Source organism: Pseudoruegeria sp. HB172150 (assembly GCF_013184805.1).
GTDB lineage: Bacteria > Pseudomonadota > Alphaproteobacteria > Rhodobacterales > Rhodobacteraceae > Psychromarinibacter.
Genome location: NZ_JAATNG010000002.1, coordinates 36,419 through 61,196 on the forward strand (window position 1 = coordinate 36,419; position 24,778 = coordinate 61,196).

The 24,778-nt window shown below is 63.5% G+C and carries 26 protein-coding genes; 13 read left to right on the forward strand and 13 right to left on the reverse strand.

Annotated elements, in window-relative coordinates; translation table 11 throughout:
• Positions 1–2 precede the first annotated feature (2 nt).
• Entirely contained in the window at positions 3–2,420 is a 2,418-nt protein-coding gene (gene hrpB / locus HCO70_RS11875; RefSeq protein WP_172296381.1) for an ATP-dependent helicase HrpB, read from the reverse strand.
• Between the two features lie 8 nt (positions 2,421–2,428).
• On the reverse strand, positions 2,429–3,142 hold the full coding sequence (locus HCO70_RS11880) for a DUF3108 domain-containing protein (protein WP_172296383.1): 714 nt from the start codon (positions 3,140–3,142) through the stop codon (positions 2,429–2,431).
• Between the two features lie 84 nt (positions 3,143–3,226).
• On the opposite strand from HCO70_RS11880, the gene meaB reads away from it, so the two are divergent.
• The 6 genes from meaB (at position 3,227) to HCO70_RS11910 (ending at position 6,552) form a co-directional block, all read left to right on the forward strand.
• On the forward strand, positions 3,227–4,210 hold the full coding sequence (gene meaB, locus HCO70_RS11885) for a methylmalonyl Co-A mutase-associated GTPase MeaB (RefSeq protein WP_172296385.1): 984 nt from the start codon (positions 3,227–3,229) through the stop codon (positions 4,208–4,210).
• Positions 4,211–4,334: 124 nt separating this feature from the next.
• Positions 4,335–4,757, forward strand: coding sequence for an organic hydroperoxide resistance protein (locus tag HCO70_RS11890; protein ID WP_172296387.1), 423 nt, complete (start codon positions 4,335–4,337; stop codon positions 4,755–4,757).
• Between the two features lie 6 nt (positions 4,758–4,763).
• Complete coding sequence (locus HCO70_RS11895; RefSeq protein ID WP_172296389.1) at positions 4,764–5,234, forward strand: MarR family winged helix-turn-helix transcriptional regulator; 471 nt, start codon at positions 4,764–4,766, stop codon at positions 5,232–5,234.
• A 92-nt stretch (positions 5,235–5,326) separates the two neighbouring features.
• Complete coding sequence (gene rpmB, locus HCO70_RS11900; RefSeq protein WP_172296391.1) at positions 5,327–5,614, forward strand: 50S ribosomal protein L28; 288 nt, start codon at positions 5,327–5,329, stop codon at positions 5,612–5,614.
• A 118-nt stretch (positions 5,615–5,732) separates the two neighbouring features.
• A complete protein-coding gene (locus HCO70_RS11905; RefSeq protein ID WP_172296393.1) occupies positions 5,733–6,080 on the forward strand; it encodes a hypothetical protein in 348 nt (115 codons plus the stop codon).
• Positions 6,081–6,120: 40 nt separating this feature from the next.
• The gene (locus HCO70_RS11910) at positions 6,121–6,552 is read left to right on the forward strand and encodes a copper chaperone PCu(A)C (protein ID WP_172296395.1); all 432 of its coding nucleotides are present in this window, start codon (positions 6,121–6,123) and stop codon (positions 6,550–6,552) included.
• Positions 6,553–6,639: 87 nt separating this feature from the next.
• On the opposite strand, the gene HCO70_RS11915 is transcribed toward HCO70_RS11910, so the two are convergent.
• The 7 genes from HCO70_RS11915 to HCO70_RS11945 all read right to left on the reverse strand — a co-directional run bounded on the left by HCO70_RS11915 (position 6,640) and on the right by HCO70_RS11945 (position 13,543).
• Positions 6,640–7,374 carry an alpha/beta fold hydrolase gene (locus HCO70_RS11915; RefSeq protein WP_172296397.1) on the reverse strand — a complete coding sequence of 245 codons (735 nt, stop codon included), beginning with the start codon at positions 7,372–7,374 and terminating at the stop codon, positions 6,640–6,642.
• On the reverse strand, positions 7,358–8,308 hold the full coding sequence (locus HCO70_RS11920) for an isopenicillin N synthase family oxygenase (protein ID WP_216665412.1): 951 nt from the start codon (positions 8,306–8,308) through the stop codon (positions 7,358–7,360). The genes HCO70_RS11915 and HCO70_RS11920 overlap by 17 nt, the downstream gene beginning before the upstream one ends.
• A complete protein-coding gene (locus HCO70_RS11925) occupies positions 8,308–9,306 on the reverse strand; it encodes an isopenicillin N synthase family oxygenase (RefSeq protein ID WP_172296401.1) in 999 nt (332 codons plus the stop codon). The genes HCO70_RS11920 and HCO70_RS11925 overlap by 1 nt, the downstream gene beginning before the upstream one ends.
• Positions 9,307–9,538: 232 nt before the next feature.
• A complete protein-coding gene (locus HCO70_RS11930) occupies positions 9,539–10,933 on the reverse strand; it encodes an amidohydrolase family protein (protein WP_172296403.1) in 1,395 nt (464 codons plus the stop codon).
• On the reverse strand, positions 10,930–11,763 hold the full coding sequence (locus tag HCO70_RS11935) for an ABC transporter permease (protein WP_172296405.1): 834 nt from the start codon (positions 11,761–11,763) through the stop codon (positions 10,930–10,932). Before HCO70_RS11935 ends, HCO70_RS11930 begins: the two co-directional genes overlap by 4 nt.
• Entirely contained in the window at positions 11,763–12,542 is a 780-nt protein-coding gene (locus tag HCO70_RS11940) for an ATP-binding cassette domain-containing protein (protein ID WP_172296407.1), read from the reverse strand. Before HCO70_RS11940 ends, HCO70_RS11935 begins: the two co-directional genes overlap by 1 nt.
• A 5-nt stretch (positions 12,543–12,547) precedes the next feature.
• The gene (locus tag HCO70_RS11945) at positions 12,548–13,543 is read right to left on the reverse strand and encodes an ABC transporter substrate-binding protein (protein ID WP_253913257.1); all 996 of its coding nucleotides are present in this window, start codon (positions 13,541–13,543) and stop codon (positions 12,548–12,550) included.
• 392 nt (positions 13,544–13,935) lie between these two features.
• Here HCO70_RS11945 and HCO70_RS11950 point away from each other — a divergent pair, with 392 nt between their 5' ends.
• The 4 genes from HCO70_RS11950 to HCO70_RS11965 all read left to right on the forward strand — a co-directional run bounded on the left by HCO70_RS11950 (position 13,936) and on the right by HCO70_RS11965 (position 17,643).
• Positions 13,936–14,424, forward strand: coding sequence for a nucleoside deaminase (locus HCO70_RS11950; RefSeq protein WP_172296409.1), 489 nt, complete (start codon positions 13,936–13,938; stop codon positions 14,422–14,424).
• A 196-nt stretch (positions 14,425–14,620) separates the two neighbouring features.
• Complete coding sequence (locus tag HCO70_RS11955) at positions 14,621–16,129, forward strand: FAD-dependent oxidoreductase (protein WP_172296411.1); 1,509 nt, start codon at positions 14,621–14,623, stop codon at positions 16,127–16,129.
• A gap of 189 nt (positions 16,130–16,318) precedes the next feature.
• Entirely contained in the window at positions 16,319–16,765 is a 447-nt protein-coding gene (locus HCO70_RS11960; protein WP_216665414.1) for a carboxymuconolactone decarboxylase family protein, read from the forward strand.
• Positions 16,765–17,643: a sigma-70 family RNA polymerase sigma factor gene (locus HCO70_RS11965; RefSeq protein WP_172296415.1), complete on the forward strand. Its 879-nt coding sequence runs from the start codon at positions 16,765–16,767 to the stop codon at positions 17,641–17,643. Before HCO70_RS11960 ends, HCO70_RS11965 begins: the two co-directional genes overlap by 1 nt.
• Before the next feature lie 100 nt (positions 17,644–17,743).
• Here the strand turns inward: HCO70_RS11965 and glpK are convergent, their stop codons facing one another.
• A complete protein-coding gene (gene glpK, locus HCO70_RS11970) occupies positions 17,744–19,228 on the reverse strand; it encodes a glycerol kinase GlpK (protein WP_172296417.1) in 1,485 nt (494 codons plus the stop codon).
• Positions 19,229–19,471: 243 nt separating this feature from the next.
• Here glpK and HCO70_RS11975 point away from each other — a divergent pair, with 243 nt between their 5' ends.
• From HCO70_RS11975 to HCO70_RS11985, 3 genes are all read left to right on the forward strand, one after another.
• Entirely contained in the window at positions 19,472–19,900 is a 429-nt protein-coding gene (locus HCO70_RS11975) for a peptidylprolyl isomerase (protein WP_172296419.1), read from the forward strand.
• 38 nt (positions 19,901–19,938) lie between these two features.
• On the forward strand, positions 19,939–20,565 hold the full coding sequence (locus HCO70_RS11980; RefSeq protein WP_253913258.1) for a bifunctional 2-polyprenyl-6-hydroxyphenol methylase/3-demethylubiquinol 3-O-methyltransferase UbiG: 627 nt from the start codon (positions 19,939–19,941) through the stop codon (positions 20,563–20,565).
• 63 nt (positions 20,566–20,628) lie between these two features.
• Positions 20,629–21,993 (forward strand): MATE family efflux transporter, encoded by a 1,365-nt coding sequence (locus HCO70_RS11985; RefSeq protein ID WP_371742203.1) that lies wholly within the window; start codon positions 20,629–20,631, stop codon positions 21,991–21,993.
• 23 nt (positions 21,994–22,016) lie between these two features.
• On the opposite strand, the gene HCO70_RS11990 is transcribed toward HCO70_RS11985, so the two are convergent.
• From HCO70_RS11990 to HCO70_RS12000, 3 genes are all read right to left on the reverse strand, one after another.
• Positions 22,017–23,021 (reverse strand): hypothetical protein, encoded by a 1,005-nt coding sequence (locus tag HCO70_RS11990; RefSeq protein ID WP_172296421.1) that lies wholly within the window; start codon positions 23,019–23,021, stop codon positions 22,017–22,019.
• 70 nt (positions 23,022–23,091) lie between these two features.
• Complete coding sequence (locus HCO70_RS11995; RefSeq protein WP_172296423.1) at positions 23,092–23,985, reverse strand: 2-dehydro-3-deoxygalactonokinase; 894 nt, start codon at positions 23,983–23,985, stop codon at positions 23,092–23,094.
• Complete coding sequence (locus HCO70_RS12000) at positions 23,982–24,776, reverse strand: NAD(P)-dependent oxidoreductase (protein WP_172296425.1); 795 nt, start codon at positions 24,774–24,776, stop codon at positions 23,982–23,984. The genes HCO70_RS11995 and HCO70_RS12000 overlap by 4 nt, the downstream gene beginning before the upstream one ends.
• Positions 24,777–24,778: the final 2 nt, after the last annotated feature.

A 24,778-nucleotide genomic window follows, 5' to 3' on the forward strand; every position in this document is an offset into this window, starting at 1 on the left:
CTTCAGCCGCGCGGCTTCGCGCGCAGGGTCGGGTCGGCCTGTGTCGGGTCTTCGGGCCAGGGATGCTTTGGATACTGGCCGCGCATGTCCTTGCGCACGTCGGCATAGGAGGTGGCCCAGAATCCCGGCAGATCCGTCGTCACCTGCACCGGACGCCGCGCGGGCGACAGGAGGGTGATCTTCAGCGGCAGCCATTGCGGTCCGATGACGGGGTGCTCCCTTACTCCGAACATCTCCTGTAGCCGCACCGCGATCTCCGGCGTGCCGCCGCCGTAGTCGATCGGCAACTTCCGCCCGAGTGGCGTTTCGAAATCCGGCGGAGCCAGCCGGTCCAGCTCCTGCTGCTGCGACCAGTCGAGCCTGGCTTTCAACGCATCGGATATATCCAGACCTTCCAGCGACTTCCGCCCCGCAAGGTGCGGCAGCAGCCAGTCGTCCAGCGCCGCCGTCAGCCCGTCGCCCGAACAGTCGGGCAGGTCCATGCCCTGGCTTCGCAGCAGTTCGATCCGCGCCTGCAGCCGGCGCGCCCGGTCATTCCATGGCAGTCCGAGATCCCGCACGGCATCGAGCAGGGCTGTCGCGTAGGCCGATGCGGGCGGGTTTTTCCAAATCCGGTCGTCGAGGACCAGCGCGCCGAAGCGTTCCTGGCGACGGGTCTCGACCCGGCGGTGTCGCTTCGACCAGCGGCAGATGTCGTGCCATTCGATCCGGTCGGCATAGAGCCCGCGCAATTCCGCCTCGGTCAGTGCCACCGCCTGCCGGATCTTTGCCTCTCGCCCCCCGCCCGACAGGTCTATCGCGACGATCAGCCGGCTGCCCGCCAGCGCGTCGCCGGGGTCCATCTCGGCCCCGGTGCCGCAGGAGAGCACCCAGCGCGGCGCGTCACCCGGGCGGCGCAGCCCGATCCGGTCGGGATAGGCGAGCGCGGCCTGTACGGACGGGGACAGTCCCTTGTCCGGGGTGTCGTTGGCGAGGCGGCGCAGACGCTTCGCCTCCGCCGCGATCCGCTCCAGCGCTGGCTTTCCCTTCGGGCGTTTCAGTGCCGCCAGCCGCAGCAGCAAATCCACACCCTCGCCGCGCAAAGGATCGCGATCGTTCAACAAAGAGGCGAGTTCAACTGCTCCGGATCCCGCAAAAAGCAACATATGTGCAAGCCGCGGATGCAGCGGCAGTGCCGCAAGAGCGCGCCCATGCTCGGTGATATGCCCCGATGTATCCATTGCCCCGAGCGCGGCGAGAAGTGTCCGCGCCTCGTCCAGCGCGCCCTGCGGCGGCGCGGTCAACAGGGCCAGGTCGTCGACGCCCTGCACGCCCCAGAGTGCCAGCTCCAACGCCAGACCGCAGAGGTCGGCCGTGGAAATCTCCGGCGGCGGGAAGGGCAGCAGCCCGCCTTCCTCGCCCTTGGTCCACAACCGGTAGGACACCCCGGGCGCGACCCGCCCGGCGCGGCCGGCGCGCTGTGTCGCCTCGGCCCGCGTCACTCTCTCGGTCACAAGCCGCGTCATCCCGCGCCCTGGATCGAACCGCGCGCGCCGCGACCGGCCGCCGTCGACGACGACGCGGATGTCCTGGATTGTCAGCGCGGTCTCGGCGATGGAGGTTGCCAGCACCAGTTTCCGGCCCTTTGCCAGTGGTGCCACCGCCGCGCGCTGGGCTGAAAAGGGCAGGGCGCCGTAGAGTGGCTGCATCGTTACGCCCGGCAAGCGCCCGTCGAGGGCGGAGGCCACGCGCTGGATCTCGCCCTCGCCCGGCAGGAACGCCAGTATCCCGCCTTCGGTCTCCGCCGCAGCCTGTTCGATCAGCCCGGCCACCGACGCCTCGAACCGCGCGTCTTTTGCCGCCGGCCGTTCCAGCCAGCGGATGTCCACCTTATAGCTTCGTCCCTCAGATGTGATCACCGGTGCGTCCAGCATTCGTGCCACCGGTTCCGCGTCCAACGTCGCCGACATTGCCAGCACGATCAGGTCTGGGCGCAGGGCCGCGCGAACCTCCCACGCCAGGGCCAGTCCCACGTCGGCGTTCAGCGACCGCTCGTGAAACTCGTCGAAGATCAGCGCGCCGATGCCCGACAGCTCCGGGTCCGATTGCAGAATCCGTGTCAGGATCCCTTCGGTCACCACTTCGATCCGGGTCGCCTTTGTCACTTTCGTATCGCCGCGCATGCGATAGCCTACGGTTTGCCCGGTCTCTTCGCCCAGCACCTCGGCCATCCGCACCGCGGCGCCCCGCGCCGCCAGCCGCCGCGGCTCCAGCATCACGATCCGGCCCTTGGCCGGCAGCCCCGCCTCCAGCAACGCCAGCGGTACGCGCGTCGTCTTGCCTGCGCCCGGCGGCGCCTGCAGCACGGCGCGCCCCTGCGCCTTCAGGGCGTCCAGCAGGCGCGGCAGCGCCTCTTCGATGGGTAGCTCGGATGTCGTCACGCGCGACTTTATCGACGATGCAGGGTCACGACGCCATAGACGGAATCAACATCGACCCGCACTAGCCGTAGCCGCCCGGCAGCATGCTCGTAAACCGCCGCCAACGAAAACGACCTCTGCCGCGCCATTTCATCCGCCGCGAACCCCTTCAGGCGGCGGTATTCGCCGTAGCAGGTGACCAGATCGCCCTCCACCGCCGGCGCCCCCAGCCGCAGCATGCTGCGCCGTACCCCGTCAAACAGGAAATGCCTGCGGTTGCAGATTGGACCGACCTGCCGGTCGCGCATCATGTCGAAAAGCACGGTCAGCGGATCCAGCGCGTCGCCCTGCAGGTGCGGCACCGGGCTGTCGGCCGCAGTCGCGGCCAGCGACCGGACACTCAGAACCTTCGGCACCCCGCTCCAGTACTCAATCACCGCCGACGACTGCCGCCGCCCGGTATTGATGCTTTCCTCGTAATGCCCGGGGATGTAGCCGTCCCTGAAAGGCTCCCCCTCGACCTTACCGCGATAGCTGAACGGGTGGATGCCCTCGGCCACGCCGACGCTGTTGATCGCGGCGCTCGCGGAATACCTTTCCTCGCTGCGCAGGCCACTCAGCCGGAGCGTGCCGATCGTGACCCCTCGCAGTCCGATCGTGAACTCCGCCACGGTCTCCTCGGCGCGCGCTGGCGCGGCAATCTGCAACAGGATCAGCAGCAGCGGCAGGATAAGGCGGGTCATCGTCTGGACAATCCGGGGCTCTAGCAGGCAAGACAGGCGTCAGCCTGTCGGGTTTGAGGACAGGGTACAAGATTCGGGGCCGGGATGGCACAACTCGACATCAGGGATCTTTCCGGCCGCATCATGGCCGGAGAAAGGCGTGCACTGGCCCGGGCCATCACTCTTGTCGAAAGCCGCCGCGACGATCATCGGGATGCCGCGGCCGAGCTGCTCGAGGCGCTGGCCACCGACCGCGAGGCGCTGCGCATCGGCCTGTCGGGAACGCCCGGCGTCGGCAAGTCGACCTTTATCGAGGCTTTCGGCTGCATGCTGACGGGGCAGGGCAAGAAGGTCGCCGTTCTCGCCGTCGATCCGTCCTCCGCCCGCTCCGGCGGCTCGATCCTGGGCGACAAAACCCGGATGGAAAAGCTGTCCCGCGATCCCAATGCCTTTATCCGCCCGTCCCCGGCACAGTCGCAGCTGGGCGGCGTGGCACGGCGCACGCGAGAGGTCATCCAGCTCTGCGAGGCGGCGGGCCATGACGCGGTGTTGATCGAAACCGTTGGCGTCGGCCAGTCAGAGACGATGGTGGCCGAGATGGTTGACGTCTTCGTTCTGCTGCTGGCACCTGCCGGCGGCGACGAGTTGCAGGGCGTCAAGCGCGGGATCATGGAGATTGCAGACCTGATTCTGGTGAACAAGGCCGATGGCGACCTTGAACCGGCAGCCACCCGCACCTGCGCCGACTATGCCGGTGCGCTGCGGCTGCTGCGCAAGCGGGCGCAGGACCCGCCCGGCTTTCCCAAGGCGCTGAAGGTCTCGGCCCTTACCGGAGCCGGCATGGAACGGGCCTGGGTCGAGATGCGGGACCTCGCCACGTGGCGGCAGGAGCGCGGCCACTGGCAGGCCCGCCGCCGTACCCAGGCGCGCCATTGGTTCGAGGAAGAGGTGCGGCAGGGTCTTTTGGCTCGGCTGGCCGCCGATCCCGATACGCGTAAGCTGATGACCGAACTCGGCGAGTCGGTGGCGCGCGGTGATACCAGTGTACCTGCCGCTGCGCAGCAATTGCTGGACCGCTTCAGCCGCTAAAGCGACAACGCTATTAAAGATACTTAACATCACAAGGGTGTGAAATGTCGGTCGCGGGCTTTGGCATATTTATATTGTGTACAATATAGCTGCTTACCATTAAATAGCCCACACGGAGACTCCCATGAGCACCTACGAAACCACGGTTACCGCCACCGGCGGTCGCAATGGCCATATCGAGAGCAGCGACGGCTTTCTGTCGCTGGACCTCGTCCTTCCGCAGGCGATGGGCGGCGAGGGTGGCGCGAGCAATCCCGAACAGCTCTTCGCCGGCGGCTACGCAGCCTGCTTTGGCAGTGCCATCATGGGCGTCGCGAAAAAGCACAAGGCAGAGTTGTCTGGCGATGATGTGACGGTCAATGCCAAGGTCGGCGTTGGCCCGAACGGCACGGGTGGATTCGGCCTGACCGTGAAGCTAGAAACCGAGATCAAGGGCGTAGATCAGGCGACCGCAGAAGCCGTCGTCGAATCCGCCCACAAGATCTGCCCATATTCCAACGCGACGCGTGGTAACGTAGACGTGGAACTGGTGACCAAGGCTGTGTGACACGCGATGGACAAGTTCGACCCGCTGACGCTGGACCGTCAGATATGCTTCCCGCTCTATGCGGCGTCGAACTTATTGACCCGCAAGTACCGAGAGGTACTTGCGCCGCTGGGCCTGACCTATCCGCAATACCTGGTCATGCTGGTCCTGTGGGAAAGGGCCCCACGCTCTGTTGGTGAGTTGGGTGAAAAGTTGCACCTCGACAGCGGCACGCTGACGCCGCTTCTGAAACGCATGGAGGCGGCAGGCCATGTCCGCCGCAGCCGCGATCCGCGGGACGAACGCAGGGTTCAGGTGGAACTGACCGACGCGGGCCGCGCGCTGAAAGAAAAGGCCGCGCATGTGCCGGAAACCCTGTTCGGCGCCTTCGGCATGACGGCCGAGGAAATTGAGGATCTGCGCATCAAGGTGCAGGGCGTGGTTCGCCATCTCTCCGACGCCGAAACGGATGAGGCGTCGGAGAGACAATCCGCTTGACGCCAAGGGTCAATTGCCCTTAAAGCACCCGAACCGAATTCGAGGCGCTGCTTTTGCGGCGCCTGTCCGTATTAAGCTCGAGGAAGAAACCCATGTCGCGCCGCTGCGAACTGACCGGTAAGGGCCCCATGGTTGGCAACAATGTCAGCCACGCGAACAACAAGACCAAGCGCCGGTTCCTGCCGAACCTGAACGACGTGTCGCTGATGTCCGAAACGCTGGGCCGCCCGGTCAAGCTGCGGATCTCGGCCTCGGCCCTGCGCACGGTGGACCACCGTGGCGGGATCGATGCGTTCCTGGCGAAAGCCAAGGACGCCGACCTGTCGCCGAACGCGCTGAAGATCAAGAAAGAGATCGCGAAGGCGCAAGCTACCGCCTGATCACCTCGCCGACCGATTCGCGAATGGCCCTGTCCCTCCTGGACGTGGCTGTTTCGTTTTGTCACGTTCGATGCGGCCACGCTTGCCGTCGGCTGAGCCCCGTGCGAAGAAGCGCGCGATGACCCTGCTGCGCCCTATCCTGGCGATCTGCCTTGCGCTCGTGCTTGCCGTGACAAGCGGCGCCGCGATTCTGGCACGGGGCCAGACCATGGCGGCGGGACAAGCGGTCATCTGCATCGGCAATACCGTGGTGACGGTGTCCGTCGATGCGAACGGGCAGCCGGTTGAACAGGAACATGTCTGCCCCGACTATCTGGCCGCCATGCTGTCCTGGGTGGACTCGCCGTCGGCCGTCACCGCCCTTCCGACGGCCGTACGGGTGCAGACAAATCGCCCCGAGATCAAGCGCTCCGAGCCATCCTGGCCGCCGGTCTCCCAACAGGCCCGTGCACCGCCGTTTGTGTGACCACTTCCCGATCACACAAACCACTGCACAGGAGCCTGAAATGAACCTGAAATCCGTACTGTTCGCCGGCGTGGCATTGCTCGCCGCCGGTCCCGCACTGGCCGAAATCACCATCGAAGACGCGTATCTGCGCACGGCGGGCCCGACCGCGTCGAACGGCGCCGCCTTCATGGTCATCCACAATACCGGTGAGGAGGATGACCGCCTGATCGGCGCCACCTCAGACATCGCCGCTAAGGTGGAACTGCACACCCACATGGACATGGGCAACGGCGTCATGCAGATGACCCATGTGGAGGAAGGCTTTCCGATCCCTGCCGAGGGCGAGCATGCGATGGAACGCGGCGGCGATCACGTCATGCTGATGGGCATCGGAAAAGAACTGCCTGAGGGGGCGGTGGTCTCCGTGACGCTGACATTCGAGCATGCCGGGGACATCACGGTCGAGATACCGGTCGACCGAAGCCGGTAGGCGTTGGGACGACACCGCGTCTGGCTGGGGGCGTTGTTCCCCAGCTTCTTTCCTCTTCCGGCTTAAGTATTCCCAACCGGCCGAGAGTCAGGGTAGCCAACCGTCGATCATCTCGGCCAGACTGCTTGGCTGTGAGATCTGCGGCACATGCCCGCTGTCGACCTCCTTGACGGTCAGGTTCTTCACGCCGACGCACATGAGCCACTGGGCTTCCGGTATGACCGAGCGGTCCTGTCGCGCCAGCACGTATAGCTTCGGTAGCGCTGTGAAAGCCAGTCCAGTCTGCGATGTCATGCGGTACCCTGCCGCCGGTTGGGGTGTCAGCCGCGCCGCTGCCGTCTCGGCGTCGCCCTGCGGCAGGTCCTGGAAGAAGAACCGGATCGCGGCGTCGGGCGGCACCGTCGAGGTGCGGCCATCCACGGACGGAACGATATACGGTGTCACGCCGAATCGCTTCCCCGGCCCTGCGACCGTTTCCTGGATGTCGTCGAAGCTCTTGCCGTCGGGCAGCAGCATCCCAGCGATCCAGATTCCTTGCGACACCCGGTCGCCGAAGTACTCTGCGCCCGCCGTCATCAGCATCCCGCCTCCGGAATGACCGACCAAAGCCACCGGCCCGTCACCGATGGCGTCGTCGAGGCATTTCAGATAATCCTCCGCAGCAACGTTTTCCGGGGCGATCGGGTGGTGGCCGTTGCCCGGCAGTTCCAGCGCCACGGCCTTTCGCCCTCGCACCGCGAGTTCAGGCACCAGCTTGTCCCAGACCCATCCGCCTGCCCAGGCGCCGTGGATCAGGATCAGCCTGTCAGGACGCTGCTGCATAGGTGCGGTCGTACATCGCGCGCAGGTGGTCCAGAACGGTTACAGTCGGATATTTCGGCATGTCGCCCTCCCCGAGGCAGGTCGGGATGCAGGACACCTCCGTATCCGGGTTTCCGGTATAGAAGAAAGGTACTGAATAGCGCTCTTTCCCCGACCTGTTGATCACGCGGTGAAGTGTGGACGCGTAGCGGTCGTTGGTCCAGCGGGAGATCATGTCGCCGAGGTTCACGACATAGGCGCCGGGCACCGGAGGCGCCTCGATCCAGCCCTTGCCGTGCGGGTCCTTCACCTGCAGCCCGCCATTGTCGTCCTGCAGCAGGATCGTCAGCCCGCCGAAATCCGTATGCGCGCCGGCGCCCATCTCGTCGGGCACTTCGGGGCGCGCCGGCGGATAGTGCAGCAGCCGCACAGTTCCCATCGGCTGCGTAGTGAAGCCGGCGAAATAGTCCTCGTCGATGTCCAGCGACAGCGCCATGCCGCGCATCAAAGTGGCCGACACCACTGTCAGGGCGGCGTAATAGGCCATCATCGTCGGCCGGAAGCCGGGCAGACCCATCGGCCACTGGTTCGGCCCGTGATTGAACTTGCCCGCCTGCACGCGCGGGTCCAGTGCGGTCAACTCGTCGCCGATGTAATAGCCTTCCTTGCGGTCCGGCATTGCACCGGGCTGCAGAGTTTGTCCGCCCAGATGCTCATATCCCCGGTTGCAAGGAGAGTTCACCTTGTCCACCGCCAGCTTGGCGGTCATCGGCAGGTCGAACAGCGCCTTCGTCTGTTCCATCACCGCCTCGATCAGCCCTGATGGCACGCCGTGGCCGGTACAGTAGAAGAACCCGTGCTCAAGGCAGGCCGCGCGCAAATCCTCCCCCACGGCGCGCCGCGCCGTGGGGGAGGGGGACGAAAGCCCCGATATGTCGATAACGGGAAGGCCCATCATTTCTTCCCGAAGTTCGCGCCGAGCCGCATCTGGATATAGTCATGTGCCTTCATCGGCTCGTATTTGCCCTCGGGCCCGGCCAGTACGGTGTCGGTGTTGGCTTGGGCAAAATAGGCGATGGAATAGCGCGGGCCGAGGTATTCGTCCGGCTTCGGCATTCGCACCCGGTGCAGGTTTGATAGCAGCTTGTCGTCGGACCACCGCATCAGCATGTCGCCGATATTGCAGGTGATCACCCCCTGCAGCGGCGGCACATCCGTCCAGGCGATGGCGCGGCCCTGGCTGTCCTTCCCGGGGCAAAGCTGCAGCCCGCCCTGACCCGCCTTCTGGTGCAACAGCGTCAGGCAGTCGAAATCCGTATGCGCCCCCGCGCGCCAGAACTTGAAGTCTTCCGGTTTCGCATCCTCCATCCCCAGGTAATGAATCAGCCGCAATGTCGACTGGTACTCGGGCACCAGCGGATCGTGCCCGTCAGTGAAGAAATCCGGCCCGAACCCCAGCTTGTCGGCGAAACAGGACAGGACCCGCATCGCCACCGCCCAGTTATGCCGCTCGAAGGCCAGCATCGTGGCCTTGAACCCTTCCAGTTCGGCGCCCGTGGGCCACAGCTTCGACATTCGCGGCAGGGTGATCTGGTAGCTTTCCTTCTGGTCCGCCGTCCCGGTCGAAGGGCGCACCTGCGCCTTGTATTCCCAGCCGGCATTGGTGCCGGGCTTCAGCGGGTACTGTGCCTTTACTTCTTCGGGCAGTTCGAAGAACCCGGCCGACGCCTCGAAGGCCTGATCCACCAGTTCCTGCGGGATGCCGTGGTTGAAGAGTTGGAAGAACCCGATCTCTGTCGCGGCTTTCCACAATTCCTCGGCGATCTCGGGTTTCCGGTTCCAGAAATCCGACATGTCGATCTGCGGGATGTCCCGCTCGACCTCTTCGCCATAGCCGCCGATCCTGGTTTCCTTGTTCAGCTCGGCGAGGCCGTAGGTTTTTTCAGTGCTCATGTTTCCGTTCTCCATCAAGTGGTTGCGGGAGCAATGACCGACGCCCTCACGGCGCTGACAGCTTCTACTCCGGGGGACGTCTTCTGCGGGCCGCGCGCACCCTGAGTTGCCTGGTGGAAACGGGGACAACGAAATGCGATCCCCTGCTTCTTCTGGCCGAGAATATCCTGGGGTTCTGGGGGGCAAAGCCCCCAGACGGTCGGATCGCGCGGCGATCCGAAACCCCGGATTTTCACGCCACGGCAGATACCTGCGCCGCCGCCTCCTTTCGCTTTTCCATCAGGCCATGGGTCACGCGCCGCGCGTCCTCGGCCAGGTTTTCGAGGTCCAGCCACGGGATGCGGCCGTCTTCCACGATCTGGCGTCCGCCGACGAAGCTGTGCTTCAGGCTTGCGGCGCCGGTGATCATCGGGGCCAGCGCGGGATCGTGCAGGCCCATGTTGCGGGGGTGAGACAAGTCGAAGACCGCGATATCGGCCGCCATGCCGGGCGCCAGCTGCCCGATCCGGTCGTAACCCAGCACCGCCGCACCGCCTTCGGTCGTCCAGTTCAGCACCGTTTCCACCGTCACGGCATCGGCGCCCTTCGCGGCGCGGTGCAGCGAGAAGGCGGCGTAGAGTGCCGCGCCCATATCCGCCGCCTCGTTGGCGCCGGCGCCATCCACCGCCAGCGACACGGTGCCGCCCAACCCGTGCAGCGAGTCCGCCGGGGCGATTCCGGAGCCAAGCCGCGCATTCGCCTGCGGACAATGCGCCATCGCCGTGCCGGTTTCGGCCATCCGCGCCACCTCGGCCGCGTCGCATTCCACCAGATGCGCGAACCAGACGTCCTCGCCCAGCCATCCGTGCTGCGACAGCCACGGGATCGGCCGCTGCCCGTATTTCGACAGCGTGAAATCAACGTAGGCGAAGTTCTCCGACAGGTGCGAATGCAGGCGCAGCCCCTTCGCCCGCGCCGACAGTGCGATCTCGGTAAGTTCGCCGGGATCCACGTTGAATGTGGGCGTCGTCGGCGCACAGGCTACCCGCGTCATCGCGAAAGGCGAGGGGTCGTGCCACCGCGACGCCGCAGCCTCCACCCCGGTCAGGAAATCGTCCAGCGTCTCCACCGGGGGCGGCGGCAATGTCGGGTCGTCGAAAACGCGCCCTTTCGTCCCGCCGCCCCTCGCCAGTACGAAACGCATGCCGAACCGTTTCGCCACCTCGAACAGCACCGCCGCCGGGTCGTAATCGTAGCGGTCGGAGTAGATGTAATGGTGGTCCGCCACCGTCGTCGCCCCGGTCAGCGCCAGCTCGGCCATCCCGATGGTGGCCGAGACGCGCAGCGCCTCCTCGTCGAGCAATGGCCAGTAGGTGAACGGCACCTTCATCAGCCAGTCGTTGAGCGAAGCGTTCATACCTTCTGGCACCGCCTTCAGCACCGACTGGAACAGGTGGTGGTGCGTGTTCACCAGCCCCGGCGTCACGACGCAGCCCGCGGCATCCACCATTCGCTCCCCCGGCTCCGGCAACAGCGCGCCGACCGCGTCGATCACCCCGTCGCGAACCCGGATCGCACCAGACACCCGGCTGCCGTTGCGGTCCCCCACCAGCCCATGTTCGACATTGGTGATGAGGAACGAGGTCATCGGCGTTCCTTCGGCAGCGACCACGGGAAGAAGACCTTCTGCACCAGGTTTACCGCCTGGAACAGGATCAGCGACAGCGCGATCAGCAGCACCAGCCCCGCCCAGGCCTGCGGCAGCTTGAACATTGAGGTGGAGAACTGGATGAAATAGCCGATCCCCTTGTCGGCCGCGACGAACTCCGCCACCACCGCGCCGATCACCGCCAGCGTGATGGAAATCTTCAGACCCGAGAAAATGTAAGGCGTCGCATAGGGCAGTCGGATCTGAGAGATCTCGCGGAACTGTGGCGCGCGCAGCGACCGCGACAGCTCGATCAGCTCCGGCGGCGTCGCCATCAGGCCGGTGGTCATCGACACGACCAGCGGGAAAAACGAGATCATGAAGGTGATCACCACGCGAGGCGCATCGTCGGTGCCCAAGACCACGATGATGATCGGCGCGACGGCCACGACCGGCACCGACTGGATCACCACCAGCAGCGGATAGAACGCCCGCGACAGGAACCGCGACTTGGCCAGCCCCACCGCGATGGGCAAAGAGATCGCGATGGACACGGCATAGCCCATCAGCGCAACGCGCAGGGTTGCCCAGATATGTTCCAGCCAGCGCGAAACCGGCACCGCGTCGAACCCGGTGATGATCCGCGACGGCGCCGGCAGGATATAGGTCGGCACCGCGAAGACCCGTACCGAGACCTCCCAGACGATCAGGATCACCGCGAAGGTGATCAGCGGCAGGGCCACCGGCATTCGGATCAGCCGCTCCATCAGCGGCACGGCGGGCATGTCTTCCTTGGCCTCGATAGGCGCGATATCGGCGTCGGCGGACATCAGGCAGCCTTCTTCTTGATCAGCAGACCGCGCAGATGCGCGGCGTAGTCCTGCATCTCGGGTGTGCGCAGCGAATCCTCGTCGCGCGGGCGACCCAGGGGCACCGGCAGGTCGGCCACGACATGGCCGGGCCGCTCGCTCATCACGATGACGCGGTCGGCCAGCAGCACGGCCTCGGGGATCGAATGGGTAATGAACATCACCGTCTTCGGGCTCGCCTGCCACAGCCGCAGCAGTTCCAGCCCCATCGCGTCTCGGGTCAGCGCGTCGAGGGCAGAGAACGGCTCGTCCATCAGCAGGATGTCGGGGTTCAGGAAGAGCGCCCGCGCGATGCCCACCCGCTGCTGCATGCCGCCCGACAGCTCGCCCGGCAGCCGCGTCTCGAACCCTTCGAGCCCCACGGTGGCAATGATCTCGCGCGCGTGGTCCCGATCCTTGTCTGAAACCCGCCCGCGCATATGCTTCGCCGGGAAGACGACGTTGTCCTCGACATTGGCCCAGGGTAGCAGCGTCGCCTGCTGGAACACGATCCCGATATCCTCGCGCGGCCGTGTCACCGGCGTGCCGTAGACCGTGACCAGCCCATCCGTTGGTTTGATCAGCCCCGCCGTCAGCCGCAGTAGCGTCGACTTCCCGCAGCCCGATGGCCCCAGTACGGCGACGAATTCATGCTGCGCCAGCGTCAGATTCACGTCCCGCAGCGCGGTCAAGGGTCCGGTGTCGGTCAGAAAGGTCTGACCGACACCGGCGAATGTTATGGCGTCCTTTACAAGGGACACGGGCCCTACATCTCCGGCAGGAAGGAGCGGTCGATGATGGTCTCGGGGTCCAGCGCGGCCTCGTCCATCCCCTGGCTTGCAGCGACACGAACCCAGGTCTTGGCCAGCCTGTCGGCGTCGAAGGTGCCAAGGCCGAACTGGTCGGAGACCTCGTTGAACGCCAGTTTCGACGCGTCTAGCCACGAGCCCTTCACGTCCTCCGCCGACAGTTCCGGCACCTGCGCGGCAACGGCCTCGGCGGCCGCATCCGGGTTGTCATAGGCGAATTGCAGCGACTTCATGAACGCCTCGACGAACCGCTTCACCACATCCGGCCGCTCGCTCAGGAAGCTGTCGGATGCGACCAGTGCCGCCGAATACAGCTCCAGCCCCGCATCGGCCCAGGGCAGGATCACGATCTCCTTGCCGGCTTCCTCGGCCTGCCCTGTATAGCGCGACACATCCGTCAGCCACGCGATGATCGCGTCGGCCTGCCCGGTCATCAGCAGCGGACCAAGAGCGCCGGGATCGGCCTTGGTCAGGGTGATGTCCGCCTCGGACATGCCGTTCTCGGCCAGCACCAGCGGGAGAAACACGTTGGACGAAGTGAACGGAGAGGTCGCGACCGACTTGCCCTTGACGTCGGTGATCGACGCGATGCCCTTGTCGGCGGTCGTATAGAACGCATGCGGGCCAGTGTTGAAGATCGACGCCACGGCGGTCACCGGCACATCCTCGGTCACCACGGCGGCCATCAGCGCCTCGATCCCGGCGGACCCGATATCTGACGTCCCCGTCGCGATCTTGGTGATCGCCTCGGACGACCCGCGGCCGGGCTCGATCGTCACTTCCAGCCCCGCATCGGCACAGAAGCCCTCATTGATGCAGACATAGATCGGAGCCTTGTCGCCGCCTGGCAGCCAGTCAAGCTGATAGGTCACCTTGTCCTGGGCCTGGGCGGCACCGCCAGCAACGACCGCGGCAGCCGCAAAAGCGACGGATTTCACGTCCAACATTCGCATTGGCGCGTCCTTTCTTCGATAACAGAAAAAAATGGGCGAGAAGCGCGGGTCGGGCGTTCGCTGGCTAGGCATTCGTCAACTCATCCTTCGCTGGCTGGCAACGCCCCTCTCTCCGGGTGTGCTGGACATACGGTTCGGATGAGCAATGTCAGAGCCGTAGCCCCACCGCTTCTACTCGCCACTCATCACGCCGGGGAATCGTCATTGGAGTCACGGACTATCCTTTCACAACTGCCGCCCCGCGCGGCATCTGCTTGCTTTTTGGGCGCAAGGGTGCGGTGTATGCATTGACATGCACAGTTTTGCGACTCCGCCCGCGGAGACCACCGCAACACGTTGCCTTAGCCCAGCCATGACGCTCACGTGCAGCCGTTGTCAGCTAGGAGACACCGATGCCAATCGCCCCCGAAACCGACCTCGCCCTGATCCGCCGCACCATCGCGCTCGCCACGGACTCCCGCGCCCGCGGCGACCACCCATTCGGCGCTCTGTTGGCAGGGCCCGACGGTGAAGTCTTGCTGGAAGCGATGAACACCTGTGGCACGAAAGGCGACCGCACCGGCCATGCCGAGCGCAACTTGATGACCGAGGCGTCACTGAAATACGACGCCGATTTCCTCGCAACCTGCACCATGTACACCAGCGCCGAGCCCTGCGCGATGTGCGCCGGTTCCGTCTACTGGGCCGGCGTTGGGCGCGTCGTCCACGGCATGAGCGAAAAGGCCCTGAAGGACCTGATCGGTCCCGACCCCGAGAACCTCACGATGGACTTGCCCTGCCGTACCGTGTTCGCCGCAGGTCAGCGGCAAGTGGAAGTAGTGGGTCCACTCCTGACAGAAGAAAGCGCTGTCGTGCACGAAGGTTTCTGGGTCAGCAGCTAGTCCAACCGCCGCAGCGCGGCGAAAAACCACGCTCTGCGTGCTGGCCCTCAACGCGCGTTACAACGCTGGCCACAACGGATGTGTCTGACACCGCAGCCATATCGCGCAGCATCGGACGGGTCGCTTCTTATTATGGGCAGCGGTACCGCTCGCCTCATTCGCTGCGCCCTATTAGAAGCGGATCAGGACCAGACCATTGAATAAAGACATTTCCGAAACCTGCGATCTCGTCGTCATCGGCGCGGGGATCGCTGGGCTCAACGCGCTTTTCGTCGCCAGCCAGTATCTCGACAAGACCGCCAAGGTCGTGCTCATCGACCGCAATTCTGCGCCGGGCGGCATGTGGACCGGCATCTACGAACATTGCCGCCTGCATCAGCCGCATCCTTCTTTCACAGTGGGCGACATTAAATGGGACTGGTCGAAGCCATCCGACTACCTCGCAACCGGGGCGGAGGTGCAGGCGCATCTTGCCTACTGCTTGGAGCAGATCCGCCCACGGTTCGACTTGCGAGAGTATTTTGGCCACACCGTCACCTCCGCCGTTGAAGCGGTCGGCGGCAATGCTCGCGTCGACTGCCGCGATGGAAATGGGCGGGTTCGCAGCTTCACCGCCAAGCGCGTCATCCATGCGATTGGCTACAACGTTCCGTCGCTGCGGCCGCTTGAGCTGACCAGCAGGCGTGTGATTTCGACCACGCCGGAACGCCTTCGTGACGTGCGGCCGAAGGCGCCTGTCTATGTCGTGGGGGGTGGCAAGACAGGGATGGACACCGTTCATGCCCTAGTCACCGACAACCCGCACCGGTCAGTAATGCTGATCGACGGCAAGGGCACGGTGTTTGCCGACCGCGACCTGTTCTTCCCTTCAGGGCTGCGCCGTTTCTGGGGCGGCATGCTGGTCGCCAAGAGCTTCCGTGATCAGGCTCTGCAGTATGACGGACGCAACGAAGACCAGGTCTTCGACGTCTTCCGCCGCACGCAGACCATCAGCCTTGACGGAACCGGCGAAGGCTACGAGTTCGGCGTCCTGTCGCGGCAGGAAGGTAGAACAATCGCCGAAGGTTTGTCCGGCGTAGTCTCCGATTACCTCGAGGATGTGGTCGACGGTCCGGACGGGCCCGAGATGATCCTGCGCAGCGGCGAGCGTCAACCGGTGACGGAGGGCGCGGTGTTCGTTGCCTGCACCGGATACCTGTTGCGCCAGCCGCACCCCTATCGGCCCTACCTGTCGAAAGGCGGTGCGATCCTGTCGATCACACAGCGTTCGATGGTGCACTTCCTGTCCAGCGCATCGGCTTATTACCTCACGCATCTGTTCTACCGGGACAAACTGCGCGACCTGCCACTTTACGAGTTCGACGGCGAAACGTTGCATACGCGCAATCGCCGTATCTACCACACCGCGCTCCTGACGCTGACCTACATGAACCAGATCGTAATGATGGGCGCGTTGCCACTGAAGGTGTTTACCGATTGCGGATTGGATATCGACCGCCACTATCCGATTCACCGCCGCCTGCTTGCGCTGGCTGATCTGAAGCTCAACGGCAATCGCTATGTCGAGCATTGCCGCAAGGCGCTCGACACAGTGTGGCTGACACAGGCTTTCCGTTGCGGACCGCTATCCTACGACGATGCGGAAGATTCCCGCTCTGCACGGCGCACATCCGGCGCTGGTGCAGAGATGCTGGCGGCGGAATAGTGGACGGCAGTAAGGAAAGGTCCCCGTAGGGCCTTTCCGCCTGACTGCAATTAGATTGATTAATTTGGTCTTTCTTCGAGCGTCTCGATGATCTTCTAAAATTTCTCTTGGCTCATGTCACATTTGCCGGGTGCCGTCTCGTCTTGTTGTCATGCACACTCGATAACGGAGAGACTGATGACATCCCGAATGAACGCGATTGAAACACATTTCGACGACCTGAAGCCGCTTATTGCCTATGGAACGCGGGCGCAGGAAGGGCTTGATTCCACGATTGTCGAAATGATCAAGCTACGTGCTTCGCAAATCAACGGCTGTGCGCGTTGCATCCAGATGCACGCACGCGATGCCCGAAAGAACGGTGAGACCGAAGAACGTATCTATCTGCTCGACGCGTGGCGCGAGGCGACGATTTACAGCAATCGGGAGCGTGCCGTGTTGGATTGGACCGAGCAGTTGACACGCCTCGCCACATCAGGCGTGTCCGCGACCGCGTTTGCAGCACTGGAACAGCATTTCAGCGAAGCGGAAATCTTCAAAATCACGCTGTTGATAGGGGCCATCAACTCCTTCAACCGGCTGAATATCGGCCTGGGCATCCCCGAGGATACATCCGCTCAGCCGGAGGCGGCGTGATGCAGCAGGATCAGGCGCAGGACGTGGCGGACAGTTTCGATCCGCTCCGTCCGCGGCTGGTCCGGGTTGCGTATCGCATGCTTGGGTCCGTGTCGGAGGCGGAAGACATCGTGCAGGATGCCTTCCTGCGCTGGCTCGGTACCGACCGCCAGGCCGTGCGGGAGCCGGAGGCTTTCCTGCGCCGTGTGGTCACCCGGCTGTGTCTCGATTTGCTCAAGTCGGCACGTAACCGGCATGAGACCTATGTCGGGCCTTGGCTGCCTGAACCGGTCTTCGACCCGGAGCCCGACGAGATTGACGATGTGACCCTGCCATTGATGCTGGCGCTGGAACGGTTGTCGCCGCTGGAGCGCGCGGCGTTCCTGCTGCACGATGTCTTCGGTGTGGGATTTGACGAAGTGGCTGAAACAATTGGCCGTGATCCCGCCGCATGCCGCCAGCTTGCCAGTCGCGCCCGCAGCCATGTGCGGGCGGATCGGCCGCGTTTTCCGGTTCCGCGCGAGTGGGGAATGGCAATCGCCGAAGCATTTTTCACTGCTTCCCGCAGCGGAGACGTGACTGGCCTGGGCGCCATGCTCGCCGATGACGTGACCCTCTATTCCGACGGCGGCGGCAAGAAGCCGGCCGCGATGGCACCTGTCGTCGGCCATGCGGACGTCATGGAACTTCATGCTGCGCTAAAGCGTGTCTTCCGGAACGATATGTCGAGGCTCGTCAGCTACGGTTTGATTGACGGGTTGCCCGGATTCGTGACGGTCGAGGCCGGCGACACGTTGCAAACTACGGCGCTTGAGATCGTGGCGGATCGGATCGTCGCAGTCTACATCGTCCGCAATCCCGACAAGCTTGGCCATCTGCGACGCGAACAAATGCACTGACGGCCGTGCAGGATTGGACCTGGACTTTTATTGACTCCGGAGTTTCAGAGCCATGGCGGTAGCTTTGGATCTTATTGTGTTCGCATTTGCCCGTGCGAGATCACACTGACATCGTCGCCTCAACGGCCCGCTTCCAGCGCCTGTATCGACGGTCACGTTCCGCTTGTTCCATGCCTGGTTCGAACTGTCTTTCCAACGCCCATTTGGCGGCGAAATCTTCTGGCCCCGGATACATCCCGGCCTTCATTCCCGCTAGCCAGGCAGCCCCCAGCGCAGTTGTTTCCAACACTTTCGGCCGGTCCACTGGAGCGCCCAGGATGTCGGCTAGGAACTGCATTGTCCAGTCCGAGGCGCTCATGCCCCCATCGACCCGCAATACCGCTTCCTCAGCCTCTCCAATATCCGCATGCATCGCTTCTAACAGGTCCCTGGTCTGATACCCCACGCTTTCCAGCGCCGCCTTAGCCAGTTCTTCTGGTCCGGAGCTTCGAGTCAGACCGAAAACAGCCCCTCTGCAGTCTGCATTCCAGTAGGGAGCCCCCAGGCCGGTGAAGGCTGGTACCAAAACCACGTCCTGCTCGGGATCGGCCGCTTCCGCTAAAATTTGCGTGTCCGGTGCTGTTTTCACCAGCCTCAGCCCGTCCCTCAGCCACTGGACGACGGCGCCGGCGATGAAGATCGAGCCTTCCAGCGCATAGGTTGGCTTACCGTCCAGCTGGTAGGCAATGGTGGTCAGCAGCCGGTTCTTTGACACAACCGGCTCGCTTCCGGTGTTCAGCAATGCAAAGCAGCCTGTGCCATAGGTAGATTTCAGCATGCCAGGCTCGAAACAGGCCTGCCCGACAGTCGCAGCCTGCTGGTCTCCCGCAACGCCCAGTATCGACACCTCGGCTCCAAGGTGTTCGGCCATCGTCACGCCAAAGTCCGCCGCACAGTCTTTGACCTCCGGAAGCATCGCCATCGGTATCCCCAGCAGTTCGCAGATCGTCGAGGACCAGCGACCCTTGCGGATGTCAAAAAGCAGGGTTCGCGCTGCATTGGTCGCGTCGGTCACATGCGATTTGCTGCCGGTCAGCTTCCAGATCAGGTAACTATCGACCGTTCCGAAAAGCAGTTCTCCTGCCTCTGCCCTCTCCCGCGCGCCATCGATATTGTCCAGAAGCCATTTTAGTTTCGTGCCAGAGAAATAGGGATCGCATAGCAGGCCAGTTCGATCAGCGATCATCTCCTCGTGCCCGGCTTCGCGCAGTTCCTGGCAGTAGGCCGCCGTGCGCCGGTCCTGCCATACGATCGCGCGGTGAATTGGTTCTCCCGTCGCCTTGTCCCAGACCACTGTTGTCTCGCGCTGGTTGGTGATGCCAATCCCGGCGATTCCGCCAGCCTCGATCCCGGCAGTTTCGAGCGCCTGGCGGCAGGTTGCCAGTGTTGTGGACCAAAGGTCCTCCGGCTCATGCTCAACCCAGCCTGAAGAGGGAAAATGCTGCTGCAACTCCTGCTGCGCGATGGACACGACATTCATTTCCCTGTCGAACAGGATCGCCCGGCTCGAGGTCGTGCCTTGGTCGATCGCAAGGATATGGGTCATGACCTGTCCTCCCTCATGTGCCCGCGGGCGCACCATAGACCGGAGTATCCGGAATGTTGAAGAGGGAGGGCAGCATCGTTTCTTAGTCGTATAAAGGGCTTGCGTCAGTTGATCCCGCGGAAGGCTGAGAGTCTCCGGCCCCGGCCTTTACATTCCCTAGCAAGGCTGCGACTCTTTCCCCTCATCAGCGAGCACCCGCCAGAAGCGGCCTCGACAAATTTTCCCCGACATCAGGAGCGACTCATGACCCAGGCCAAGGCCGGCGATACAGTCCGTTTGCACTACACCGGTACGCTCGACGACGGTACACAGTTCGACAGTTCTGCTGGAAACGATCCGCTGGAGTTCACTGTCGGATCGGGCCAAATCATCCCCGGACTAGATAAAGAAGTTTCAGGTATGGCGGTCGGCGACAAGAAGACCGTGACCATCGAAGCCGAGGAAGCCTATGGCGCGCACGATCCGTCGCGCATCCAGACGGTTCCGCGCGAGCAAATCCCGCCGCATATTCCAACCGATCCAGGCACTCAGTTGCAGATGCAGACGCCGCAGGGCCAAGCGATCCCGGTCACGGTGACTGCCGCCGATGATCAGGGCGTCACGCTCGACGCGAACCATCCACTGGCAGGCAAGGCATTGACCTTCGACGTGGAACTGGTCGAGATCGTCTGAGTTCTTGCCGCGCGCGGCGACGCAGGTATGCTCGCCGCATGACCGAGCAGGATAGTAGCTGGAACATGTGGGACGACCGGTACGACCGGGAAGATTACCTGTTCGGCACCGCACCGGCGGAATTCGTCCGTACCCACGCGCAGCGCATTCCCTCCGGCAGCCGCGTGCTGGCCGTTGCGGATGGAGAGGGGCGGAATTCGGTCTTCCTCGCCCGGCAGGGTCTGAACGTGACCGCTATGGACAACTCCCGGCGCGGGCTTGAAAAGGCTCGTGCGCTGGCGGAAGACGCCGCCGCTAACGTCGACTTTAAGTATGGCGATATTTCTGATTGGGACTGGGCGGCAAAGCCCTACGATGCCCTTGTCGCCGTCTTTATCCAGTTCGCCGATCCTGCGTTGCGCACCGAGATTTTTCGCGGCTTTGACATCGCTTTGCGGCCGGGCGGGTTGCTCCTTTTGCACGGTTTTGCGCCGCGGCAGGTCGAATACGGCACCGGCGGCCCTCCACATAGAGAAAACATGTACACGCTGGACATGCTGGAGGAGACATTCCCCGGCTACCGGGTCCTGCACAGCGCCGATTACGATGCGGACCAGACCTCGGGCGAAGGTCATAGCGGCGTCGCAGGCCTGATCGATTTCGTTGCGGAGAAACCGGGCGGCTGACATCCGCCAAAGTCCTTCGCACCCGATATTGCCGCAACGGTCGCGTTGGCGTATGGGCGGCCGGTGTTCTCTTTAAGCCCATATCGTCAGCACACCCGCCGTCTTCTTGTGCTTGGTCTGCCGCTGGTCGGCAGTCACGTCGCGCAGGTCATGATCGGTGTGACCGATACGCTGATGCTGGGTTGGTACGATGTGCGCGCGCTGGCGGCGGTCACCATCGCTCAGACTTTGTGGTTCGTTCTGTTCATCGTCGGCTCCGGCTTTGCATTTGCGGTACTGCCGATGGTGGCGAGCGCACTGGGCGAGGGAAACGAAAGGCAGGTCCGGCGGGTGACACGGATGGGTCTGTGGTTGTCGGCGATCTACGGGTTGGCGGTCACGGTCCCGCTGATCTGGACAGAGTGGATCATGTTGGCGCTGGGTCAGACCGCAGAGACAGCAGCCATGGCACAGGATTTCCTGCATATTGGTGCCTTCGGCCTGGTGCCGGCACTGCTGACGATGGTGCTGAAAAGCTACCTGTCGGCGTTGGAACGTAGCCAGCCCATCCTCTGGATCACCGTGATCGGGGCATTGCTGAACGCGGGCCTCAACTACCTGTTGATCTTCGGGCACCTCGGCTTCCCCGAGATGGGGCTCCGCGGTGCGGCGATCGCCTCGGTCACCCTGCACGTGCTGGGACTGTTTGTGTTTTGCTTCTACTCCGCACGGGTCACGCCGGAGCATGCGCTGTTCCGACGGCTCTGGCGCATCGACCGCGAGGCGTTCGGACAGGTGTTGAAGCTTGGCTGGCCCATCGGCCTGACCAACCTGGCGGAGAGCGGCCTGTTCTCGGCGGCCTCGGTAATGGTGGGCTGGATCGGGGCGATTCCGCTGGCCGCACACGGCGTAGCGCTGCAGCTGTCTTCGCTGACCTTCGTGGTGCATCTGGGGCTGAGCCAGGCGGCGACCGTCCGGGTCGGCAACGCGTTGGGGCGTAAGGATTACGGCGGACTTCGAGAGGGGGCGGCGACCGCATCGGTCCTGTCGGCGGTGTTCGCACTGGTAATGATGGTCGTCTATCTGGCGATCCCCGAGCAGATGGTGGGTCTCTTCGTCGCGCCGGACGATCCGGCACGGCCGGAGATCCTAGAGGTGGGCTCGAAGTTCCTGATCGTCGCGGCCCTTTTTCACCTGGTGGACGGGGCGCAGGTTGTGGCGCTGGGGCTGCTCCGGGGCCTGCACGATACGCGGCGGCCAATGGTTTATGCGGCGCTCAGCTACTGGGCGGTCGGGATACCGGTGAGCTATGTCATGGGTTTTGTTCTGGGATGGGGCGGTGTCGGGATCTGGCTCGGGCTGGTGGTCGGACTGACACTGGCCGCGGCACTGATGCTCGGGCGGTTCTGGAGCCAGGTGGGTCCGCGTGGCACATTGCTGCCGACCTGAACCACAATCGAACGGAACGCCATTCAGCGCATCCAGAGGTTCTCGCGCTTAATCTTGTTGCGGATCATCTGTTCGCGACGTGGCAGGTGATCGCGGTCGAAAAGGGCGCGCACCTTATGTCCCTTGCGCTGGATCACCATCTTCTTCAGCGGCTCGTACTCCTTCAGCACCTTCTTGATCCGGTTCGGCGCTGTCACCGCTTCCAGTACCTCGACCACACGGTCATCCTCCCGCGCATAAAGTAGCGGGAAAACGCGGTAATGGCAGGTGACTGAGCCGTCCAGCAACCCGGCGGGGATTGTCTGGCGCGCGCCGCCCAGCGAGTGGATCACCATTGGCAGGGCGATCTGGTCGAGCCAGGGGGTCAGTTCCTGGCAGACAAGTTCGGCGGGCGGATCGTCGCGGATAGCGAGTGCATAGTCCAGGAAACGCTGACCAAAGATGCGCGGGCACCGGTAGAAGAACCAGCCTGCATTGAAATACATATAGCGCTGCCAATATTCTTCCGGCTGGCCCTCATCGATTGTCGGGTCGATATCAAGGCCGAACTTGGTGTAGAGAGCTCCCCAGATTTCGCCATAACCAGGCCCATAGAGCTCGATCTGCGGCCAGGTGCCTTCCCGTCGCAGTGACGCGCAGGGGCGGTCGAAATCAAAGGGAACCTTTGATATTTCACCGGTGACGAGCGTGTCTGTGTCGAAGAATACGAAGGGTTCGTTTTCCGGCAACGCGAATAGCGCCTCGATCTTGTTCCCATAGGGATAGGCAGCGCCGAAATGGCGGCTCTCGAAAGGCAGGAAGTTGCCCCCGAGTTCTTCAACAAGGCTACGAAGCCCTTCGTCACGGATTGTCGGATCGTTTGGCCAGAGCGGTCCGGGTTGCGGCTCAGCGATGTAAAGGCGGCCGGAGAATTCTGGGTCTGATTGGCGCATGCTTGCGGCGAACAGGGCAGCTTCATAGGCAAGCCGCCCCGACTGGCCAACGATCAGGATGTTGAAGGCCCGTTTCCGCCCGCTTTGATCGACCATTGTACCTGCCCGTCAGGATTTGCTCCGACTATAAGCAGGTTGACGCTGCGCCGAAAGGTGGGTCTGCGTGTCAGGCGCGGCTGGCTGCGAAGGCAGCAAGCAGGCCTGAGAGTGTCATCGGGTCACCTTCGGCGACTTCCGGCAATACGCCCTGAACGGACAACGCCGCGGCATAGATGCCGGTTAATTCTGACGCGCCGATCAGTGTTACCGGCTGGCCCAGCCAGTAGGGCCGCGCGTCTGCAAGTTCTGCTCCGATCAAAAGACCGGAGAGTCGCGCCCGGCCGGTCTGGGCCGGTGTCCCGTTTAGCAGGTTGTCGGCGCGGATCGCGAAAGCGCGGCCTGCAAGCGATTCCGGACGTGACAGGGTATCGGCCACGGCTTCGGCGAAGGCGTCGTCGTCCCAGCCCGAGGTGGCCGTGCTGTGGCGCAGGACCGATTGCTTCGACAGTAGCGCGAAGATCTCTCCGGTCATGTAACTGCGGAAGCTGACGATCTCGCCGGCGCTGACGTGAACCCATTTCGTATGAGTGCCTGGCAGACAGAGAATGCCGTCGAACTCCGGGTTCTGTGCGAGATAGCCGGCAATCTGAGTTTCCTCACCTCGCATCACGTCGGGCGGATTGCTCTGCTTTACGCCCGGGATTATGCGCACGTCGAGACGAGCGTCATGCGACAGCGCGGGCACCAGAGCGGCAGAGGTGGCGGGGCAGGGCGCGGCGCGATAGGGCGCCTCCGCCCAGCCCTGCTTGGCCCCAACCATCCCGCAGGCGATGACTGGCGTGCGGCCTTCCCCCAGCCAGCCCTCGACCAGCGCAAGCAGCGCAGGTTCGAAAGAATCGGGAGCCAGACCGGACATTCCGGTATCGGCCACTGCGTGGTCGAGAACCGTCCCGTGCTGTTCCATCGCCCACGCGCGAAGGTTTGAGGTTCCCCAGTCGACGGCGATCCAGTCTGCCGTCATTCCTGATGTATGTCGTCTGCCGTGAACATACCGCCCTGATAGACCACATCCGGTGCGTCTGCAGCCGGTTTTTCCGAATTTGCATCGACCTTTGCGCGGTAATCATCGGCGCTGTCCTGCGGAGTCCAGCCGAGCCAGCTGACCTTGCTGTTGTCCCAGAAGCGCTGGCTGTTGTCGGAGGCGCCGTAGATAACCGTGCAACCGAGTTTTGGAACGTCGAAGATACGCTCAATCATGGTGGCGAGGTCGCCATAGCTGAGCCACGTGTAAAGCATGCGGTGATTGTTTGGCTCAGGGAAGCAGGAGCCAATGCGGACCGACGCGGTCTCGATCCCGAATTTCTGGTGGTAAAGGCTGGCCATCATCTCGCCGAACACCTTGGACACCCCGTAGAGCCCGTCAGGCTTGGGGTAGACCGTGTTGTCGATGACTTCGGACTGTTTGTAGAAGCCTGTTGCGTGGTTCGAACTGGCGAACACGACGCGGTTGCAGCCGTGTAGGCGGCAGGCTTCGTAAAGGTTGTAGATGCCGTCGATATTGGCGTTGCGGATCACGTCCCACGGCCCTTCGTTGGCCTTGCCGCCGAAGTGCACGATTCCGTCGCAGCCTTCGACAAGCTTTTCCACCGCAACTTGGTCGCCGAGGTCGCAGGGCATGATTTCCTCGTTCGGCCCGGCTTCGCCCATGTCGCCAATATCCGACAGGCGGATGGTATCCGCGAGGTGTTTTAGCCGGTCACGCATCTGCGTTCCGAGGTTGCCGGCGGCGCCGGTGATGAGCAGTCGTTTCATGG

Coding starts and splice junctions, on each gene's coding strand:
- HCO70_RS12000 (WP_172296425.1), bottom strand. CDS start 24,776: ATGAAACGACTGCTCATCACCGGCGCCGCCGGCAACCTCGGAACGCAG.
- HCO70_RS11945 (WP_253913257.1), bottom strand. CDS start 13,543: ATGCGAATGTTGGACGTGAAATCCGTCGCTTTTGCGGCTGCCGCGGTC.
- HCO70_RS11915 (WP_172296397.1), bottom strand. CDS start 7,374: ATGCAGCAGCGTCCTGACAGGCTGATCCTGATCCACGGCGCCTGGGCA.
- HCO70_RS11980 (WP_253913258.1), top strand. CDS start 19,939: ATGACCGAGCAGGATAGTAGCTGGAACATGTGGGACGACCGGTACGAC.
- HCO70_RS11890 (WP_172296387.1), top strand. CDS start 4,335: ATGAGCACCTACGAAACCACGGTTACCGCCACCGGCGGTCGCAATGGC.
- HCO70_RS11990 (WP_172296421.1), bottom strand. CDS start 23,021: ATGGTCGATCAAAGCGGGCGGAAACGGGCCTTCAACATCCTGATCGTT.
- HCO70_RS11960 (WP_216665414.1), top strand. CDS start 16,319: ATGAACGCGATTGAAACACATTTCGACGACCTGAAGCCGCTTATTGCC.
- rpmB (WP_172296391.1), top strand. CDS start 5,327: ATGTCGCGCCGCTGCGAACTGACCGGTAAGGGCCCCATGGTTGGCAAC.
- HCO70_RS11935 (WP_172296405.1), bottom strand. CDS start 11,763: ATGTCCGCCGACGCCGATATCGCGCCTATCGAGGCCAAGGAAGACATG.
- HCO70_RS11950 (WP_172296409.1), top strand. CDS start 13,936: ATGCCAATCGCCCCCGAAACCGACCTCGCCCTGATCCGCCGCACCATC.
- HCO70_RS11975 (WP_172296419.1), top strand. CDS start 19,472: ATGACCCAGGCCAAGGCCGGCGATACAGTCCGTTTGCACTACACCGGT.
- HCO70_RS11965 (WP_172296415.1), top strand. CDS start 16,765: ATGCAGCAGGATCAGGCGCAGGACGTGGCGGACAGTTTCGATCCGCTC.
- glpK (WP_172296417.1), bottom strand. CDS start 19,228: ATGACCCATATCCTTGCGATCGACCAAGGCACGACCTCGAGCCGGGCG.
- HCO70_RS11920 (WP_216665412.1), bottom strand. CDS start 8,308: ATGGGCCTTCCCGTTATCGACATATCGGGGCTTTCGTCCCCCTCCCCC.
- HCO70_RS11895 (WP_172296389.1), top strand. CDS start 4,764: ATGGACAAGTTCGACCCGCTGACGCTGGACCGTCAGATATGCTTCCCG.
- HCO70_RS11905 (WP_172296393.1), top strand. CDS start 5,733: ATGACCCTGCTGCGCCCTATCCTGGCGATCTGCCTTGCGCTCGTGCTT.
- meaB (WP_172296385.1), top strand. CDS start 3,227: ATGGCACAACTCGACATCAGGGATCTTTCCGGCCGCATCATGGCCGGA.
- HCO70_RS11995 (WP_172296423.1), bottom strand. CDS start 23,985: ATGACGGCAGACTGGATCGCCGTCGACTGGGGAACCTCAAACCTTCGC.
- HCO70_RS11930 (WP_172296403.1), bottom strand. CDS start 10,933: ATGACCTCGTTCCTCATCACCAATGTCGAACATGGGCTGGTGGGGGAC.
- HCO70_RS11880 (WP_172296383.1), bottom strand. CDS start 3,142: ATGACCCGCCTTATCCTGCCGCTGCTGCTGATCCTGTTGCAGATTGCC.
- HCO70_RS11910 (WP_172296395.1), top strand. CDS start 6,121: ATGAACCTGAAATCCGTACTGTTCGCCGGCGTGGCATTGCTCGCCGCC.
- HCO70_RS11925 (WP_172296401.1), bottom strand. CDS start 9,306: ATGAGCACTGAAAAAACCTACGGCCTCGCCGAGCTGAACAAGGAAACC.